Here is a 17,000-nt window from a genome sequence, read left to right as displayed (position 1 = left end):
AGGGCATTCGGCCAGGTTGGCGTTGTAGTCCCGGCTCTCGGCGTCCCGCCGGCGGCCGCTGACAGCGTCGCCATGTCGACCTCCCGGGTCGGTTACGCACCTTGAAGTGCGTCCTTTCCACCAGATCGTAGCTTTCTTACGGTGCGTGTCATGAGAACCACACTCGTCCGCCGATTCGGCGGCCCGGAAGTCCTAGAGATCGCCACCGTCGCCGACCCGGAACCCGGACCCGGCCAGGTCCGCGTACGGGTAGCCGGGGCCGCCGTCAACAAGATCGACACATCTCCACTCGCAACGGAGCCCTCGCCCAGGCCGGGTTGCTCGCGCCGGCACCCCAGACGTACCTCGGCTGGGACGTGTCCGGCCAGGTGGACGCGCTCGGCCCTGGCGCGAGCCGGTTCACCAGCGGCGACGCCGTCGTTGGGCTGCGTGACGTGCTGTCCGCCGGCGGTACGCAGGCCGACTACGTCGTACTCGACGAATCGGCGGTCGCCCCGGCGCCGACGACCGTCTCTCTCGTAGAGGCGGCGGCTCTTCCCCTGATGGCGCTGACCGCCGACCGGTCACTGAGGCTTGCCGGCTTGCACCGCGGCCAGACAGTGCTCGTGACCGGCGCGGGTGGCGGCGTCGGCGGGGTCGTGCTGCAACTGGCCGCGCTGCGCGGCATCCGTACGATCGCGGTCGCCGACGACGAGCGGCTGGTACGCGACCTCGGCGCCACCGACTTCGTACCCCGGAAGGTCTTTTCGCCAGCCGCCGTACGCCGGCTCGCCCCCGGCGGGGGTGGACGCGGTCATTGACGCCGCGGTGGTCGGCGTACCGGCCCACGAAGCCCTGCGCGGCGGCGGCACCTTCGTCGCCCTGGTAGCCCCCTTCGCGCCGCCGCCGCTGCGCGCCACCACCGTCATCGTCCAGGAGGTCTTCGCCGACGGCGGCCGGCTGGCCGAGCTCGCCGCTCTGGTGGATGCCGGCCGGATCACGTTGCGGATCCAGGAAACCCTGCCGCTGGCCGACATCGCGGTGGCCCACGAACTCACCGCGAAAGGCGGCCTCCGCGGCAAACTTGTCCTTAGCCCAGGGTTGCTACCTTGACCAGATGAGCCCGAGTTCGCCGCGAAAGACCCTGCTGTCCATCGCCATCGGCGCCGTGGTGGCGGTGGTCGCGGTCATCGCGTACGTGATCTGGAGCAAATCACCCAGCGTGCCCAGCAAGACCGAAAGCGAACGTCAACTTTCCCAGCAACTGCCCGCATACCAGCACACCACGGTCACCGCGGTCTGCTGCGAAACACCATCGGCCGACCACGAATGGCATTGCCGGCTCCGGGACGGAAACGGTCGTTATGGCTACGCGACCGGGTCCGTCCTGGTCGGCAAAAGGACCTCTGGCAAATACACGTATGTGGTCTCCAACACTGAGTATAAATGGGGATTTCCGGTCGCCGCCGACGGCACCGTCAGCGACGACGTCACCCTGCAGGACGGAATTCCAGCGAAATACGCGGTGTGGTCGATCGCCCAGAAGGCGCTGCTGTCCGTCGGCGCCGCGGCCCCGGCCCTGGATGCCTTCACCTGTCCCGATGTGTCGGAGGGCCAAACGGTCACCTGCACCGGGCCACCAGCGATGCCGTCCGCGCAGCTCACCCACAAAAAACCGGCACGGACTATTCGGCCACCTTCAAAATGACACTCCCGGCTTAGTGGTCTGTCTGCGAATTATGAATGCCATTCCAGGAGGTGAGCGGCGATTTTCTCTCCTTGGTCTTCTTGGAGGAAATGCGCGCGCCCCCTTCGATTCGTACCTGCTCGCCGGCGCCAGGGATCAGGTCGGTGAAAACAGTGCCGGATTTCGGGTACGGGAAGACCGGGTCCGAGTCGCTGAACGCGATCAGCGCCGGTTTCTCCCACCGTCCCAACGATTCCTGCACGGCGGCCATCTCGGTCGCGCCGGCCGCACCCGGCTCGGTGGGGACCAGCAAAGGAAACTCCGCGGCGCCGGCCTTGGACTCCACGGTCGGGAACGGTGCCTCGTACGCGGCCACCACGTCATCGGCAAGCTCGGTGGCCGTCGCACCCTGCAGCACGGATCCCACCGGCAAATCCGGATTCCGGGCGGCGAAATCCCCCGCCAGGCGAGGAATCCCCTGCTCACCCGCCCGGTGAACAGTCCGGTATTGAGGATGACCAGCCGGCTCACCCGATCGTCGTTGTCCACCGCCCACCGCAACCCGATCGGGCCGCCCCAGTCCTGTACGACAACAGTGGCGGCGCGCAGCTCCAGCGGTCCGAGCACGGCGGCGGCGATGGCGCTGTGCCTGTCGTACGTGTACCAGCCTCGATCGGTTGGCTTGTCGGACCGGCCAAATCCGGCGTAGTCGAAACAGATCACCCGGTGTCCCGCGGAAACCAGCGGCGGAATCATTTTCCGATAGAGATAGGACCAGGTCGGCTCGCCGTGGAAACACACCACCGGGTCGCCGGCGCCTTCATCGACGTAATGAATCCGCAGGCCGTCCACGTCGACATAGCGCGGCTCGTACGGCCATCCCGGCAGATTCTCGAAGCGCTCGTCAGGCGTGCGGAAAACTTCTGCTGTCACCGGAAAATTCCTTCCCGAAGGGCGACCGCGACCGCGCTGGCCCGGTCCCCCACCTCCAGTTTGCGGTAAATCGAACGTACATGACTCTTCACCGTCTCGTCGGCGAGCACCAGTTCCATCGCGATGGCCCGGTTGGACATCCCGGTCACCAGATAGCCCAGCACCTCGCTTTCTCGTTGGGTGAGAGACAAGATGCGCGCCCGGCCAGAACTCGCCGGCCTGCAGCCGCGCCGCCGACGCCCACCGCGCGGCCAGCCATCGTCGGGTCCACCACCGTTTCACCCTCGGCGGCGCGCTCGAGCTGGCGGACCAGTTCCTCCCCGCCAATCGATTTCAGCAAATAGCCGGCCGCGCCGGCCCGGATCGCCTGGAACAGATATTGTTCATCGTCGTACGCGCTGAGCAACACCACCCGCCGCTGGGGCGCGGCCAGGACCAGCCGGCGGCACAGGTCGAGCCCGCTGCTGTGACCCCGCAGCCGTACGTCCGCGACCACCACGTCCGGATCCAGCGTCGCCACCAACGCCTCCGCCTGGTCCGCGGACACCGCCTGCGCGAGCACCCGTACGCGACCGCGAAACCGCGCGAGGACGGCCTTGATGCCCTCGAGGACCATCTCATGGTCGTCGACCAGGACGAGCCGCAGCGGCTGAGGCATGCCGGAAGTTTAAGCCCTGTCCGGAAGGTGGCAAGACGTACAAAAGCGCGGACTTCCCCTCGCCACTCACCATCCGGGGGGATGCCGGACCGATCAACCGCGGATAGCCTCAAAAAGCAGCGCGACCCCCGAAGGAGGCTCGATGCCGGACCGGGTCCTGCGGCTGCAACGGATCGCGAGGGCGACGGCGGTCCGGGCTCCGGCGCGGCGGCCGGTCATGATCGCCATCGCCGGCGACAGCGCGGCCGGCAAAACCACTCTCAGCGGTGGCCTCGCCACCCTTCTCGGGCCGGGCCGGGTCACCACCATCTGCGTGGACGACTATCACCGCTATGACCGCGAAGAACGCCGAAAACTGCCGTTCACCGCGCTGCACCCGGACTGTAACTACATCGGCATCATGGAGCAGCACCTGCAACTGCTGGCCACTGGTGAACCGATTCTGAAACCTGTGTACGACCACCGAACCGGCCAGCTGGCCCGCCCGGAGTTGGTCTGTCCAGGCGATTTCGTGATCGCCGAGGGGTTGCTTCCGTTGCATACCAAGCTCGCGCGGGCCTGCTTCGACATCGCCGTCTACCTGGACCCGCCCGAGGAGATCCGGCGGCGCTGGAAAATCGACCGCGGCGTGGGAAAACGAGGGTACGACAAACATCAGGTCGAGGCCGAGTTGCAGCGCCGCGAGCAGGAGTCCGCGGACTTCATCCGCCCGCAACGCGAGTACGCCGACGTGGTCGTCCGGTTCGCGCCGATCAGCGAGCGCGAAGATCCACCTGGCACCCCACTGTCCGCGAAGTTGTTGCTTCGCCCCACTATCCGACATCCGGACCTCAGCAAGGTGTTGGCCGGGGATCGTCGCTGGACAATTCATCTCAAGCTGGATCGCGAAGAAAACGGACGTCCGGTCGATGCCCTGCATATTCACGGCTACGCGCCGCGAGAGGACAGCCAGGAGGTGGAAAAAGCGATCTGGGCCCAGTTGGGCCTGGAACCGGGCGACCCTATCCACACGCTGGGCCACCTCGCCAACGGCGAGCGCAGTGAGCCGTTGGCCATCACCCAGCTGATTTTGCTCTACCATATGCTCGACGAGTCTCGATAAATGGAGAAAGTCGTCAACCGGGAAACCCGTGCTGACCACTTCTCACGCATCGGACGGGACCAGGATGGATGAACGCACCAGGGTCGTCGGACGCCGGATCGCCGCGGCTCGGACGGCCCAAGGCCTCAGCCAACGCGAGCTCGCGACCCGCGCGAACGTGAGCATTTGGCTGCTGCGCAAGGTAGAACAGGGTGTCCAGGGCCCTACCGTGGCCTTTTTGACCGCCGTCTGTAAAGTGCTCGCGCTGGACGAGCGCTCTCTGAATGCCTACCAGCGCCGCCACTACTAGACTTTTGCGCATTTTCGTTCCGTAGCTATGGCCCAGCCGGCGATATTCGGGCCCGCTGCCATCCGTCGGTCGGATCCGCCAGCAAATGCCGCAGCATCAGCCGCGTGGTCGGCGAAATCTCCACGTGGGTCACCACGTGCCAGGGCCTGTTCATCGGCGTTCCCGCCATCGGCAGCTCCACCAACTCCGCCGCGGCACAGCGCACCCGTACCGCGTCGCGCGACACCAGGGTCACCCCAAGTCCGGCCACCGCGGCGGCCACCGCGGCCCCATTTGAGCCGAGCGTGAGCACACCGGGCATCCGGTCCAGCGTCGTCAACAGTTCGAGACAGGCGGCCCGGGTGCCGGAGCCGTCCTCACGCAGCAACCAGGTCGCCTCCTCGGCCACGAACTTCTCAGCGACAGCTGGGGATCCCACCACGACCAGATCGTTCGTACGCACCGCCCTGGTCCGTACGGGCAGCCGTCGCGGTGGCCGGCCGGCCACCGCGAGATCGGTCTCCCGGTGCTCAAGCATCTCCCATACCTGGCTCCGCCGAGCCACCTCCAACCCGATCTCCACCCGCGGGTAGGCCACCCGGAAAGAGGCGAGCAGATGGGGCAAAATGTGTTCGCCAGCGGTAGTTGCGGCGCCGATCCGCACCATGCCGGTCTCCGAACAATGCTGGCTGCGGGCCGCCGCCAGCGCCTGCTCGTACGTGCCCAGGATTGTCCGCGCATAACGTGCGTAAACCTGCCCGGCCGCGGTGAGCCGGATCCCGCGACCCTGTTTTTCCACCAACGGAACGCCAACATCACGGCCAGCGCGCCTATCGCGGCCGATACCGACGACTCGCGCTGACGAAGAGCCGTTGGGCGGCGACACGGACGGAGCCGGTATCGGCCAATTCCACCAGCGTACGCAGGCGGGCATTTGTCGTCATCGCGCGCTCCCGGTCTCGAAGACCCTGCTGGCCAACAGGTCTTCCGGCAACAGGGTGGTCACCTCGGCGCGGCCGACCAAGCCGGGGGCGGCGAGCAGCCGGCCGGCGTGCCGCAGTCGGGCCCGCTCCACCGCGTTGCGTACGCTGCGGGCATTGGCGAAAAGCGGCCGACCGCGCCGCCTTTCCAGGTATTCCCGCAACACTGGCAACGCCGGTCCGGAAAATCGGTATCCCAGCTGGTCCGCCATCAGCAAGCCGATCCGGACCAGTTCATCCACCGTGAAGTCCGGGAAGTCGAGGTGGTGCGCGATCCGCGATCCCATGCCCGGATTGGACTGGAAGAAGACATCCATCCGGTCGGCGTAGCCGGCCAGGATCACCACCAGGTCGTCCCGGTTGCTTTCCATCACCTGCAGGAGGATCTCGATTGTCTCCTGGCCGTAATCACGGTCGTTGTCCGTACGGTAAAGATAATAGGCCTCGTCGACAAAAAGCACTCCGCCCATCGCGCGCTTGATGACATCTTTGGTTTTCGGCGCGGTGTGGCCAACATACTACTGCCCCACCAGATCGTCGCGAGTGACGGCCACCAGATGGCCGCGGCGCAGGTATCCGATCAGCCGCAGAAGTTCGGCCATCCGCAAGGCCACCGTGGTCTTGCCGGTGCCCGGGTTGCCGGTGAAACACATGTGCAGGTTCGGCCGGGCGGTGTCGATGCCAAAGCGCTCCCGCAGCCGATCCACCAGCAACAGCGCGGAAATCTCCCGGATCCGGGACTTCACCGGCCGCAGCCCCACCAACTCGCGGTCCAGCCGCGTCAACAGGTCGGTCAACCCCGACTCGGCGAGCAACTCGGCGAGATCCACCCGCTCATGCGGGTCGAGAACGCTCTCCGGTGCCGGCGCGCCACCAGATCGCATCGCGAATCCCTGTCGCGATACGGCTTCGGCGGCCCGCCCCATCGGTTCCAGCACGATCAACCCGGCTGGTAGCGGTCGCCGGCGGGGCGGCCGGTGGCGTAGCTGTAGTTCGTGTAAGCGATGCGGCGGTCCGCTGTTTCCTGCCGTTCCAACCGGAAACCGGGCTCCTCGACCGGCCGCTGGACCAGGAAGGACAACGCCACCGTCTGCCGGCCGAGCCGCGCGTCGTACGCGTTGACCCGTACGTAACGGTCCGGGTGCGCGGTGCGGCAGGCATTGATCTCCAGCAGCACTCCAGCCGGGATCGACCAGGTCGAACATCGGCAGGCCCCACATGTCCCAATAGGTGTTGCGCGGGTGTGGATCGTCGGTGAACTCCACCGAAATCGGCCACCCTTCCTGGAGCGCGTACTCAAGTTGGGCGATGATCTCGTCATCGGAAAAGTCCGGCAGGTAGGAAAACGTGCCTTGGGTGATGCGCATCTTCCGTCCTTAGATCGTCGGGGTGGGCATGACATCCGGGGTGTCGGTCGACGCGTAGGTGAAGGTGATGTCCCCCCAGGTCGCCAGCGCGACGTCGAGCTCCCGGCTTTTCTTGGCGGCGGCTCGAAGGATGTCGTCGCCCTCGGCGAAATAGTCCCGGCCTTCGTTGCGAGCCTTGACCATCGCCTCCAACGCGACCCGGTTCGCGGTCGCACCGGCCGCGATGCCCATCGGATGGCCAATGGTGCCGCCGCCGAACTGCAGCACCACGTCCTCGCCCAGATAGTGCAGCAGCTGGTGCATCTGGCCGGCGTGAATGCGCCGGAGGCGACCGGCATGGTGCCGGGCATGGATGCCCAGTCCTGGTCGAAATAGAGACCCTTCACAGGATCAGCGGCAACATGATCGAGTCGCAAAGTGTCGTAGAAACCGGCGACAATGTTCGGGTCGCCTTCGAGTTTTCCCACCACGGTGCCGGCGTGAATATGGTCGACGCCGGCCATCCGCATCCACTTGGCAATCACCCGGAAACTCACGCCGTGGTTCTTCTGCCGGGTGTACGTGCCGTGGCCCGCTCGGTGCAGATGCAGGATCACTCCGTTGCGGCGGGCCCATTTGGCCATGGACTGAATCGCGGTATAGCCAATCGTCAGGTCGACCATCACCACGACAGTGCCGAGCTCGCGAGCGAACTCGGCCCGCTCGTACATGTCCTCCATCGTCGCGGCGGTCACGTTCAGGTAGTGGCCCTTGATTTCGCCGGTCTCGGCCTGGGCCCGGTTGACCGCCTCCATGCAGTAGAGATAGCGATCACGCCAGCGCATGAACGGCTGGGAGTTGATGTTCTCGTCGTCCTTGGTGAAATCCAACCCGCCGCGCAGCGCCTCGAACACCACCCCCGGCCGTAGTTTCGGGCCGAGAGGCCGAGTTTGGGCTTCGTGGTGGCGCCCAGCAGTGGCCGGCCGTATTTGCTCAGGTATTCCCGCTCCATCACGATGCCATGCGCGGGTCCTTGGAACGATTTCAGGTAGTGCGGGGAAATCCGCATGTCCTCCAGTCGCAACGCCCGCAGGGCCTTGAAACCGAAGACGTTGCCGATGATCGAGGAGGTCAGGTTCGCGATCGAGCCTTCTTCGAAAAGATCGATGTCATAGGCGATATACGCGATGAACTGGTCGGGCGCGCCCGGCACCGCTTCCAGCCGATAGCACTTGGCCTGGTAGTGCTCGTATGCGGTGAGCCGGTCGGTCCACACCACCGTCCACGTCGCGGTGGACGACTCTCCCGCGACGGCCGCGCCGGCCTCCTCCGGAGGGGGACGCCGGGCTGTGGGCTGATCCGGAAAGCGCACAGAATGTCCGACGGTTTCGGCTGGTAGTCCGGTTGCCAGTAGCCCATCTCGGCGTACGGGATAACGCCGGCATTCCAACGATCACTCACGATGACCTCCGCAGGTAGCCCAGCGACTCCATCGTGGCCACCGATGCTTCTGCGCACCATCAGGAATCATCGTGCCAACCTCAACTCTTCACCGTACAGTCCCGCTCCTCATCGAAGTCCACCAGTTTCGGCCTCTCCAGCTGTCGCGGATGCGGGCAACCGCGACCCAGATGCGCCACGAACTCATCCTCAAAAGCGGCCAACGCGCCGGCCACCATCCGGCCTTTGGACCGCAGCGTCAGTAAATCGGCTACGTTTGCGTCGCCGGCCTCGATCTTTTGCAGGATCTCGGAGGTCTCTGGGCACTGGTCACGAGCCAGCAGCCGGGTCGCCGCCACTACGCAGGCTGAGTCGTCGTACGCTATGAAGCCCGCGGCGCCCAGCCCAGCCCCGACCCGACGGCCCGCAGCTGGTCGAAATCCAGCGGGGTGTCAAACCGTGACGCCGGCACGGGAGCCACCGACGCTCCCGGGAACACCGCTTTGATGCGACCGCCGTTCGCAGCGCCGGCGCAAACCAGATCCAACAGCACCGTCAACGGCAACCCAAGCGGCAGCTCGTACACTCCAGGCAGCCGTACGTCCCCACAGACAGTGAAAACCGTTGTTCCGGGAGAGTTCTCGGTGCCGGCCGACCGGAACCATTCGCTGCCCCGGCGCAGGATGCTCGGCAGGTGCGCCAGGGTCTCGACATTGTGAGTACCCCCTGCGCGGCACCTTTCTCCGATGGAGGAATCCCGATCCGGGTCCAGCACCCATCGCACCACGACGCCGCCGAGAGCAACCCGTCGGCGGTCATTTCCGACAGTGCCCGGCGCAGCGCGATGATCTCGGTCCGGTAACTCCTGTCGATCACCACGAAAACGCCGGCCACTTCCAGCACCGCCGCGGCGATCATCATCCCCTCCACCACTTGGTAGGGATTGCGCCGGAGAATGAACCGGTCCTTGAAAGTGCCAGGCTCGCCATCGGCCAGCCCACAGGTCAGGTAGCCGGCCCGTCCGGTCGAACGGAGGGTTTCCCACTTCGGGGCGGACGGAAAGCCCGAGCCACCACGACCGCGTAACCCGGACTCACGGACTCGCGCGATGACTTGGTCCGGGCTGAGCTCGCGGACCAGCGCGAGCCCAGCACCACCGCCGACAGCAAGATAATCCGGCAGCGACCCCACCGCCTCGGTCAGGCTGAGTACGGGTTCGGCCCGCATTCGTACGCCCATCGATGGCCTCCCAACGCCGTGAAGCCACCGTGGCTACGATAAATTTCCCGGGAAAATGCCTTTCAGATAAGCAAAACTCGACCTGGAATGGACCACCTTACCAGCGATCAAGCGGCGTTCATCCCCCCAAACGGGGGAGGCCCACGGGTGAACCCGAAACCGAGGTTTGCGCTTCAGTGTCAGCTGCGAACTCCTGATGGACAGTGCGATGGTCGCACGGCTTATCTTCCATGAACGCCCCGTCAGGCGGCACACGGAATCAGGTCCGGCCAGGGAGGTGCACGCGGTGGATCACTATTTCAGCGGATACGCGCTCGTCGGGCTCCTGATCGTGCTGGGCATCGGATTCGTGGCCACCAGCTTCGGCGCCAACGCATTGCTGCGGCCTTCGCGCCCCTCGCCAGGAAAGCAAAGCACCTACGAATGCGGTGTCGAGCCCACCGACGGCGGCTGGGCACAGTCGTACATTCGCTATTACGTTTTCGCTTATCTGTACGTGGTTTTCGCCGTCGACGCCGTCTTCGTCTTCCCGTGGGCCACCATCTTGGCCACCGTCGGATTCGGCACCGCCACGCTGCTGGAAATGTTCGTCTTCCTCGGTGTGCTGGCCACTGGCATCTGCTACACCTGGCGAAAAGGGGTGCTGTCATGGGTGTGATCGACCGACCTGCCCAGCCCGGGCGTCGGGCCGCCGGCCGGACGGGCCGGGCTCGCCGCGCAGGTGCCACAACCCATCAAGTTCGTCCTGAACTGGGGCCGCCGGTATTCGCTGTGGTGCTTCAACTTCGGGCTGGCCTGCTGCGCGATCGAGTTCATCGCCACCTCGATGAGCCGGCACGATTTCATTCGGCTCGGCGTGATTCCGTTCGCGCCCGGCCCGCGCCAGGCCGACCTGATGGTCGTCTCCGGCACGGTGACCGACAAGATGGCACCGGCGATCAGGCGGTTGTACGACCAGATGCCGGAGCCGAAGTACGTGATTTCGTTCGGCTCCTGCGCCAACTCCGGCGGCCCGTACTGGGATTCGTACTGCGTCACCAAAGGCGTCGACCAGCTCGTGCCGGTCGACGTGTACGTACCGGGATGCCCACCTCGACCGGAAGCACTGCTTCAGGGCATTGTCCTGCTGCAGAAGAAGATCGCGGCCGAGACGCTCGGCGACCGATATCGGGACCCGGTCCCGTGACGGGCCGCCTGACCGACCACCTCGCCGATCGGTTCGGCCCGGACGCGACCAGCGTCAGCCACGGCCTGCTTGTCCTGGATGTCGAACCAAAACAGTGGATCGAGGCGCTCACGTACGCCCGTGACGATCTTGGCTGTACGTATTTTGACTGGCTTTCCGCCGTCGACGAACTGGAGAACGGCCTTTCGGTGCGGGCTCACCTGTGGTCCCGTACCCGTCGACACCACCTGTTGGTCCGCACTCTGCTGCCACCGGGCTGGCCTGTGCTGCCGACCGCCAGCGGAATCTTTCGGGGCGCTAACTGGCATGAACGAGAAACCCATGAGATGTTTGGGGTTCGCTTTGACGGCCATCCCTACCCGCGGCCGCTGCTGCTGCCCGACGGTTTTCGAAGGTTGTCCGCTGAAGAAGAGCTTCGTGCTCGCCTCCCGAGTGGTCAAACAATGGCCCGGAGCGGTGGATCCGGGCCAGTCCGCCAGCGAAACTCGCGGCCGTAGACGCCCGAAACTTCCGCTCGGCGTACCGAAGCCCGACGAGTGGGGCGGCTCCACCTGCGGTACGACATGATGGCCGTGCTGACGATCGGGATCCGGCTGGCCGCCGTGTTGACCGGGTTTTTGGTGCTGCCGCTGCTGGTTGGCCAGCTCGAGCACAAGGCGATGGCGCACATGCAGGCCCGGCTCGGTCCGATGGAGGCCGGCCGGTTTCACGGCTGGGCCCAACTGGTCGCCGACGGCGTCAAGTTCGTCCAGAAGGAACACGTGCTGCCCGACCGCGCCGACAGGGCGATGTTCTCGCTCGCGCCGGCGCTCGCTTTACTGCCGTACCTGGTCATCCTGGTGGTCATCCCGCTCGGGCCGAGCTTGCTGGGCGTCGACCTGGACGCCGGACTTTTGTTCGTACTGGCGGCGATGGGCGTGAGCGTGCTGGGCGCGGTGATGGCGGGATGGGCCAGCGGAAACAAATACGCGCAGCTCGGCGGCATGCGGTCCGCCGCCCAACTGATGGCCTACGAACTACCGCTGGTGCTGGTGGCCGGATCGGTCGCGATGGCCGCCGGCACCCTTTCGCTGCCTGGCATCGTTGCGGCCTGGTCGCTGTGGTGGCTCGGCTGGCAGGGCATCGGCGCGGTGGTCTTCTTTACCGCCGGACTCGCCGAACTGCACCGGCCGCCATTCGACATGCCGGTCGCCGACAGCGAGATCATCATGGGCCCTTACACCGAATACACCGGCCTGCGGTTCGCCTTCTTCCTGCTGGCCGAATATGCCGGCATCGTGGTGCTATGTGCGTTGACCGCGACCCTTTTCCTCGGTGGTTGGCGCGGCCCGTACGAACAGCAGCTCGGCTGGCTCTGGATGCTGCTCAAAACCTTCGCACTGTCCTTTGTGGTCATCTGGATGCGCGCGACCTATCCCCGGCTGCGCGCGGACCAACTTCAACAGCTGGCGTGGAAAGTCCTGGTTCCGCTGGCACTGATCCAAACTGGCCGTGACCGGCGTGGTGAGGGTGGTGGGGTGAGATGCGGGTACCTGGGACCGGCCTGGTGCACGGGCTGCTGATCACGGCGCGGACGATGGTGCGCCGATCAGTAACCCGGCAGTATCCACACGCGGAGCCCGACCTCCCCTCACGCAGCCGCGGAGTTATCGCACTACTAGCGGAAAACTGCACCTCCTGCATGCTGTGCGCGCGAGAATGCCCGGACTGGTGCATCTATATCGAGTCGCACAAGGAGACCGCGCCACCCCAGGTCGAAGGCGGCCGAGCGCGTACGACGAACTCGCTCGACCGGTTCGCGATCGATTATTCGCTGTGCATGTACTGCGGCATCTGCATTGAGGTCTGCCCCTTCGACGCGTTGTTCTGGTCGCCGAGAGTTTTCTTATGCCACCGATGATGTATCCGAGCTGCTCCAGGAGCGGGACGTGCTTGCCTCCTGGTTGCCCACGGTCCCCTCATGACCGGCCTCGATGTCGCCGTCCTTGGCTTCGGCTTACTGATGCTGGCGGCTGCGGTGGCGGTGGTGACGACCAAACAGTTGGTGCACGCGGCCCTCTGGCTAGTGGTCAGTTTCGCCGCCCTGGCAGCCTGTTACCTGCTGTTGACCGCCGAAATCGTGGCCTGGGTGCAGGTGCTGATCTACGTCGGCGCGATCGTGGTCCTGCTGCTGTTCGGCATCATGCTCACCCGCTCTCCGACCGGTCCATCGTCCGATGTGGACACCCGGAATCGTTGGCCGGCCCGCACGGTCGCGCTCGCCGTCGGTGCTTTGCTGGCCAGCACGGCGATCGGCCCGTTCTGGTCGACGTATCTTCCGCTCAGCGCCAGCTCGGCCGGATCCGCGAAAGTGCTCGGCACGGCCCTTTTCCGGTTCTGGGTACTGCCTTTCGAGCTGCTTTCGTTGCTGCTGCTCGCCGCTCTGGTCGCGGCAGTGGTCCTGACCCGCGCCAAGACCGGCCGCTCGGACCGGCCGGTTTTGGCGCGTTCCAGCAGCGGCCGTGGGCCGGCCATCGGCGCCGGGAGACGGTAATGCATCTCGCTCTTGCGATCGCTCTTTCCGCGGCCCTGTTCACCGTCGGCGTCTACGGAGTTCTCGTACGCCGCAATGCCATCCTGGTGTTGATGTCCATCGAGCTGATGCTCGGCGCGGTCAACCTGAACCTGGTGGCTTTCGACCTTCTGCACCACGATCGGCTGCGGTCCGGTCAGGTCCTCGCACTTTTCGTGATCGCCATCGCGGCCGCCGAGCTGGGTCTCGGCCTCGCCATTGTGCTGCTGGTGTACCGAAACCACGGCACGATCGCCATCGACGCCGTACGAGATCACGCCGACCGAGACCCGGCGACCGTGGACAGAGCCTCGTGATGAAGGCGGACGACCTGATCGCGGCGCTGGCCGCGTTCGCCGTGCTGGCGCCGCTGATCGCCGCGGCCGTCGGGCTCCTGCACGGCTCCCAGGTGCCCGGCGGCCCGGGTGCGATCGCCGTCACCGGCACCCTGGCGGCGACCGCTGCCTCAGTTTTCCTGCTGGTGATGATATCTTCGCTGCCCCAGGCCGTCGACTACGCGGTTCCCCTCACCCCTACCGGAGGCATCGCGATCACCGCTGGCGTACGGGTCGACACGCTGTCGGCCTCCGTCGCGGTGATGGTTTCGGCGGTGGCGCTGGCCATCCAGGTGTTCTCCCTCCGATATGTACGGGTCAGGCACAGCTCTTACGCGGCCATGGTTTCCTTGTTCACCGCGGCAATGCTGCTCGTGGTGCTGGGCTCCGACCTGATGGTGCTGTATGTCGGCTGGGAAATCATGGGCCTCTGCTCGTACCTGTTGATCGGGCACCAGTGGGAGGAACGAAAGAACACAACTGCCGCCATCAAGGCATTCCTGATGACCAGAGTGGGCGATGTCGGCTTTCTGTTCGGCATTTTCACCTTGGGCTTCGCGGCCGGTTCATTCCGGATCTCCACAGTGCTGGCCGCTGTGCCGCGGCTGCCGGCCGGTCTGGTGCTGCTGGCGGCCGTGCTCCTGACTCTCGGCGTGGTCGCGAAGGCCGGCCAGTTTCCGTTGCACGGCTGGCTTCCCGACGCGATGGCCGGCCCGGCCCCGGTGAGCGCGCTGATCCACGCGGCCACCATGGTGGCGGCCGGCTCGTACGTGGTGGCCCGGCTCTACCCGGTTTTCCTCGCCGCGCCGGCCGCCCTCACAGTTCTCGCGGTGCTGGCCGGAATCTCCGCCGTCGGCGCAGCTCTCGCGGCCCTCGCGGCCGAAGATCTCAAGCGGTTGCTGGCCTATTCGACCATCAGCCAGGTGGGGCTGATGCTCGCCGCGCTGGCCGTCGGCGGCCGGCTGGCCGCCATCGCACACCTGATTTCCCACGGAGCCTTCAAAGCACTGCTCTTCCTGGCCACCGGCACGGTGATCGTCGCGGTCGGCAGCACTCTTCTGGCCCGGATGGGCGGCCTGCGCCGCACCATGCCGCCGCTGACCTGCGTCTGCATGACCATCGGTTGGGCGGCGCTGGCCGCGGTGCCACCGACGGCCGGATTCTTCAGTAAGGACGCCATTCTGGCAGCGGCCGCCCAGCCGAGCTCGGTGGTGTCCCCTGCGACTGCTGTCTTCGTCGTCGGTTGCACGATGCTCACCACCGTGGTCACCGCCGCTTACGCCACCCGAGCATGGCTGCTGATCTTCTTCGGCGAGCGGACGAAAACGGTCATGGGCGATCCGGGGCCGAGCATGGCCGCGCCGCTGGTCGGGCTGGCCGGTACGGCCCTGTTGCTCGGTCTTGCCGTGCGCTACGTCCCTGAGCTGCTCCCGGATCCGTTCGTCGCGGCCGAATCCGCGGTCCTGGTCACCGCGGGCATCATCGCCGCGTACGTGCCATGGCGGCTGCGATCGGCCGGCGATCCGGCCGCCCTGCTGGGCGCCGCGCGGCCGCTGCTGGCCAGCGCCTTTGGAACCGACACGATGTACGAGCGGACCGGACCGTTTGCCAGCAGTCATGCAGCTTTCCCGTACGGTTGCCCGCTTTGACGACCGGGCGATCAGCCGCACAGTCACCGGCACCGGCCGTGCCGCCGGTCGACTGGGAGCCGTACTTCGGCTGGCGCAGAACGGAAACCTGCAGGCGTACCTGACCGGCATGCTGGCCGGCACCGCGCTGCTCGCCCTCGGTCTGGTGGTGCTGCGATGATGACCGGCTGGCTGACCGTCCTGTTGCTGCTCGTACCCACCGCCGGCTGTCTTTTCACCCTGCTGTTGCCGGAAAGATGGGCAACTCTCATGGGCGTAATCACCACCGCGACGGTGCTCGCCGACACAGTCGCGGTGATCGCGCTTTTCCACCTCTCGGGAAAAATCCAGTTCCAGGTCGACAAACCGTGGATCCCGGAGCTCGGGAGCCGCTTCCACCTCGGCCTCGACGGCATCTCACTGCCACTCATCGTCCTCACCGCTCTGCTGACTTTTCTTTGCACGGCCTACCTGATGCCGCGGGCGAGCCGGCCCGAGCGGCCCCGCGCCTTCGTCGCTTTGGTGCTGCTCATGGAAGTCGGCACGCTGGGCACCTTCATCGCGCTGGACCTGCTGCTGTTCTTCGTCGCCTTCGAGCTGGTGTTGGTCCCGATGTACTCGTTGATCGCCGGATGGGGCGGATCACGGCGACGACCCGCGGCGAATCAATTCATCCTCTACACCTTGCTCGGATCTGGTTTCCTGCTGGTCGGTATCCTCATCGTCGCTGTTCAGACGGGCACGCTGGACATGGTCGCGTTGACCGCCGGCTCGGGGATGAACCGGACCGTGCAAATCATCGCGTTCCTCGCGATGGCCATCGGTTTCGCTGTCAAGACACCCATGTGGCCGCTGCATTCGTGGCTGCCGGACGCCCACACCCAGGCACCAACGGTCGGGTCGGTGTTGCTCGCAGGTGTCCTGCTGAAAATGGGCACCTATGGCTTTGTCCGAGTCGCGCTGCCCATCCTGCCGGACGGCGCCCGGTTATGGGCGCCCTGGCTGGGAACCTTCGCCGTCATCGGGATCATTTACGCGGCGCTGGCCTGCCTCGCGCAGCGCGACCTGAAACGCCTGATCGCCTTTTCCAGCGTCGGCCACATGGGATTCGTACTGCTCGGGATCGCTTCGCTGACCCCGATCGGCCTTAACGCGGCCCTGTTCGCCAACATCGCTCACGGGCTCATTACCGGGTTGCTGTTCTTCCTGGTCGGCGGGATTTCCCAGCGATACCACAGCACCGAGCTCGACCGGCTGGGCGGCGGTCTGCTGGCCAAGGCACCCAGGTTGGGAAGCCTGCTGGTGTTCGCGTCGGTGGCGAGCCTGGGCCTGCCCGGCCTCGCCGGATTCTGGGGCGAGATGTTGGCTCTGCAGGCGGCTTTCCAGCCCGCCGCCGGACTCAGCCGCGGCCTTTACCTGGTCTTGATGGCGACCGCCGGCATCGGGGCCGTCCTCACCGCCGCGGCTATTTCCTCGCCATGCTCCACCGGGTGGCGCAGGGACCGGTCGGCCCACTCTGGCGAGCCGTCCGAATCTCGGACGTGAGCGGCCGGGAATGGCTGGCGTGGACGCCGCTGATCGCCGGGGTGGTCCTGCTCGGCGTCTGGCCGGCCACCCTGCTGACAGTCAGCGCGCCGGCCGTACGAGCCGTTCTCGGGTTGGGCTGAC

25 protein-coding genes and 5 pseudogenes are annotated in these 17,000 nt (G+C 66.0%); 16 read left to right on the top strand and 14 right to left on the bottom strand.

Features of this window, described 5'->3' with window-relative positions:
• Window positions 1-317 precede the first annotated feature (317 nt).
• The 3 genes from GNX96_RS47595 to GNX96_RS00875 are packed head-to-tail and all read left to right on the top strand — an operon-like array spanning window position 318 to window position 1,687.
• Window positions 318-800 (top strand): alcohol dehydrogenase catalytic domain-containing protein, encoded by a 483-nt coding sequence (locus GNX96_RS47595; RefSeq protein WP_279578957.1) that lies wholly within the window; start codon window positions 318-320, stop codon window positions 798-800.
• A complete protein-coding gene (locus tag GNX96_RS47590; protein ID WP_279578956.1) occupies window positions 784-1,092 on the top strand; it encodes a zinc-binding dehydrogenase in 309 nt (102 codons plus the stop codon). Before GNX96_RS47595 ends, GNX96_RS47590 begins: the two co-directional genes overlap by 17 nt.
• Window positions 1,093-1,096: 4 nt before the next feature.
• A complete protein-coding gene (locus GNX96_RS00875; RefSeq protein ID WP_163566633.1) occupies window positions 1,097-1,687 on the top strand; it encodes a hypothetical protein in 591 nt (196 codons plus the stop codon).
• Window positions 1,688-1,697: 10 nt separating this feature from the next.
• On the opposite strand, the gene GNX96_RS47585 is transcribed toward GNX96_RS00875, so the two are convergent.
• The 3 genes and pseudogenes from GNX96_RS47585 to GNX96_RS00865 form a co-directional block, all read right to left on the bottom strand.
• Window positions 1,698-1,937 carry a hypothetical protein gene (locus GNX96_RS47585; protein WP_279578955.1) on the bottom strand — a complete coding sequence of 80 codons (240 nt, stop codon included), beginning with the start codon at window positions 1,935-1,937 and terminating at the stop codon, window positions 1,698-1,700.
• Window positions 1,889-2,599, bottom strand: coding sequence for an alpha/beta fold hydrolase (locus GNX96_RS00870; RefSeq protein WP_279578954.1), 711 nt, complete (start codon window positions 2,597-2,599; stop codon window positions 1,889-1,891). The genes GNX96_RS47585 and GNX96_RS00870 overlap by 49 nt, the downstream gene beginning before the upstream one ends.
• Window positions 2,596-3,257 (bottom strand): annotated as a pseudogene (locus GNX96_RS00865) (response regulator). The gene GNX96_RS00870 and the pseudogene GNX96_RS00865 overlap by 4 nt, the downstream one beginning before the upstream one ends.
• Before the next feature lie 142 nt (window positions 3,258-3,399).
• Between GNX96_RS00865 and GNX96_RS00860 the strand changes: the two are divergent.
• Complete coding sequence (locus GNX96_RS00860) at window positions 3,400-4,359, top strand: phosphoribulokinase (RefSeq protein ID WP_163566632.1); 960 nt, start codon at window positions 3,400-3,402, stop codon at window positions 4,357-4,359.
• A gap of 64 nt (window positions 4,360-4,423) precedes the next feature.
• Window positions 4,424-4,648, top strand: a complete 225-nt coding sequence (locus GNX96_RS00855; RefSeq protein ID WP_163566631.1) for a helix-turn-helix domain-containing protein — start codon at window positions 4,424-4,426, stop codon at window positions 4,646-4,648.
• Between the two features lie 25 nt (window positions 4,649-4,673).
• Here GNX96_RS00855 and GNX96_RS00850 read toward each other — a convergent pair whose 3' ends face one another.
• From GNX96_RS00850 to GNX96_RS00815, 11 genes and pseudogenes are all read right to left on the bottom strand, one after another.
• The gene (locus GNX96_RS00850) at window positions 4,674-5,426 is read right to left on the bottom strand and encodes a LysR substrate-binding domain-containing protein (RefSeq protein ID WP_279578953.1); all 753 of its coding nucleotides are present in this window, start codon (window positions 5,424-5,426) and stop codon (window positions 4,674-4,676) included.
• A gap of 141 nt (window positions 5,427-5,567) precedes the next feature.
• Window positions 5,568-5,819 (bottom strand): P-loop NTPase family protein, encoded by a 252-nt coding sequence (locus tag GNX96_RS47580; RefSeq protein WP_279579042.1) that lies wholly within the window; start codon window positions 5,817-5,819, stop codon window positions 5,568-5,570.
• 54 nt (window positions 5,820-5,873) lie between these two features.
• Window positions 5,874-6,113: pseudogene (locus tag GNX96_RS47575) on the bottom strand (AAA family ATPase); the annotation flags it as partial.
• A gap of 434 nt (window positions 6,114-6,547) precedes the next feature.
• Window positions 6,548-6,784 (bottom strand): ribulose bisphosphate carboxylase small subunit, encoded by a 237-nt coding sequence (locus GNX96_RS00840; RefSeq protein WP_279579041.1) that lies wholly within the window; start codon window positions 6,782-6,784, stop codon window positions 6,548-6,550.
• 70 nt (window positions 6,785-6,854) lie between these two features.
• A pseudogene (locus GNX96_RS00835) lies at window positions 6,855-6,974 on the bottom strand (ribulose bisphosphate carboxylase small subunit); the annotation flags it as partial.
• 9 nt (window positions 6,975-6,983) lie between these two features.
• Window positions 6,984-7,816, bottom strand: a pseudogene (locus GNX96_RS66965) (RuBisCO large subunit C-terminal-like domain-containing protein).
• Window positions 7,711-8,229, bottom strand: a complete 519-nt coding sequence (locus GNX96_RS66960) for a RuBisCO large subunit C-terminal-like domain-containing protein (protein WP_279578952.1) — start codon at window positions 8,227-8,229, stop codon at window positions 7,711-7,713. Before GNX96_RS66960 ends, GNX96_RS66965 begins: the two are co-directional and overlap by 106 nt.
• Window positions 8,230-8,300: 71 nt before the next feature.
• Window positions 8,301-8,372, bottom strand: a pseudogene (locus GNX96_RS66955) (hypothetical protein); the annotation flags it as partial.
• Between the two features lie 122 nt (window positions 8,373-8,494).
• Window positions 8,495-8,752 (bottom strand): hypothetical protein, encoded by a 258-nt coding sequence (locus GNX96_RS00825; protein WP_163566630.1) that lies wholly within the window; start codon window positions 8,750-8,752, stop codon window positions 8,495-8,497.
• Between the two features lie 23 nt (window positions 8,753-8,775).
• Window positions 8,776-8,952, bottom strand: coding sequence for a hypothetical protein (locus GNX96_RS00820; protein ID WP_390623868.1), 177 nt, complete (start codon window positions 8,950-8,952; stop codon window positions 8,776-8,778).
• On the bottom strand, window positions 8,949-9,632 hold the full coding sequence (locus GNX96_RS00815; RefSeq protein ID WP_279578951.1) for a hypothetical protein: 684 nt from the start codon (window positions 9,630-9,632) through the stop codon (window positions 8,949-8,951). Before GNX96_RS00815 ends, GNX96_RS00820 begins: the two co-directional genes overlap by 4 nt.
• Window positions 9,633-9,918: 286 nt before the next feature.
• On the opposite strand from GNX96_RS00815, the gene GNX96_RS00810 reads away from it, so the two are divergent.
• The 11 genes from GNX96_RS00810 (at window position 9,919) to GNX96_RS47550 (ending at window position 16,999) form a co-directional block, all read left to right on the top strand.
• Window positions 9,919-10,290 carry an NADH-quinone oxidoreductase subunit A gene (locus GNX96_RS00810; RefSeq protein ID WP_279578950.1) on the top strand — a complete coding sequence of 124 codons (372 nt, stop codon included), beginning with the start codon at window positions 9,919-9,921 and terminating at the stop codon, window positions 10,288-10,290.
• A 63-nt stretch (window positions 10,291-10,353) separates the two neighbouring features.
• Entirely contained in the window at window positions 10,354-10,818 is a 465-nt protein-coding gene (locus GNX96_RS00805; protein ID WP_279578949.1) for an NADH-quinone oxidoreductase subunit B, read from the top strand.
• Window positions 10,815-11,315 carry an NADH-quinone oxidoreductase subunit C gene (locus GNX96_RS00800; protein WP_279578948.1) on the top strand — a complete coding sequence of 167 codons (501 nt, stop codon included), beginning with the start codon at window positions 10,815-10,817 and terminating at the stop codon, window positions 11,313-11,315. Before GNX96_RS00805 ends, GNX96_RS00800 begins: the two co-directional genes overlap by 4 nt.
• 39 nt (window positions 11,316-11,354) lie before the next feature.
• Window positions 11,355-12,380 carry a complex I subunit 1/NuoH family protein gene (locus tag GNX96_RS00795; RefSeq protein ID WP_279578947.1) on the top strand — a complete coding sequence of 342 codons (1,026 nt, stop codon included), beginning with the start codon at window positions 11,355-11,357 and terminating at the stop codon, window positions 12,378-12,380.
• Window positions 12,365-12,718 carry a 4Fe-4S binding protein gene (locus GNX96_RS00790; protein WP_279578946.1) on the top strand — a complete coding sequence of 118 codons (354 nt, stop codon included), beginning with the start codon at window positions 12,365-12,367 and terminating at the stop codon, window positions 12,716-12,718. The genes GNX96_RS00795 and GNX96_RS00790 overlap by 16 nt, the downstream gene beginning before the upstream one ends.
• Window positions 12,719-12,778: 60 nt before the next feature.
• Window positions 12,779-13,351 (top strand): NADH-quinone oxidoreductase subunit J family protein, encoded by a 573-nt coding sequence (locus tag GNX96_RS00785; RefSeq protein WP_163566626.1) that lies wholly within the window; start codon window positions 12,779-12,781, stop codon window positions 13,349-13,351.
• The gene (nuoK, locus tag GNX96_RS00780) at window positions 13,351-13,686 is read left to right on the top strand and encodes an NADH-quinone oxidoreductase subunit NuoK (protein WP_163566625.1); all 336 of its coding nucleotides are present in this window, start codon (window positions 13,351-13,353) and stop codon (window positions 13,684-13,686) included. Before GNX96_RS00785 ends, nuoK begins: the two co-directional genes overlap by 1 nt.
• Complete coding sequence (locus GNX96_RS00775) at window positions 13,686-15,353, top strand: NADH-quinone oxidoreductase subunit 5 family protein (protein ID WP_279578945.1); 1,668 nt, start codon at window positions 13,686-13,688, stop codon at window positions 15,351-15,353. Before nuoK ends, GNX96_RS00775 begins: the two co-directional genes overlap by 1 nt.
• Complete coding sequence (locus tag GNX96_RS47555; RefSeq protein ID WP_279578944.1) at window positions 15,322-15,513, top strand: hypothetical protein; 192 nt, start codon at window positions 15,322-15,324, stop codon at window positions 15,511-15,513. The genes GNX96_RS00775 and GNX96_RS47555 overlap by 32 nt, the downstream gene beginning before the upstream one ends.
• Window positions 15,510-16,877, top strand: coding sequence for a complex I subunit 4 family protein (locus GNX96_RS00770; RefSeq protein WP_279578943.1), 1,368 nt, complete (start codon window positions 15,510-15,512; stop codon window positions 16,875-16,877). Before GNX96_RS47555 ends, GNX96_RS00770 begins: the two co-directional genes overlap by 4 nt.
• Window positions 16,874-16,999, top strand: coding sequence for a hypothetical protein (locus GNX96_RS47550; protein ID WP_279578942.1), 126 nt, complete (start codon window positions 16,874-16,876; stop codon window positions 16,997-16,999). The genes GNX96_RS00770 and GNX96_RS47550 overlap by 4 nt, the downstream gene beginning before the upstream one ends.
• Window position 17,000 lies beyond the last annotated feature (1 nt).

The sequence above is a fragment of the Fodinicola feengrottensis genome (genome assembly GCF_010993775.1).
Lineage (GTDB): Bacteria > Actinomycetota > Actinomycetes > Mycobacteriales > HKI-0501 > Fodinicola > Fodinicola feengrottensis.
This window is presented reverse-complemented; position numbering and strand designations above follow the sequence as displayed.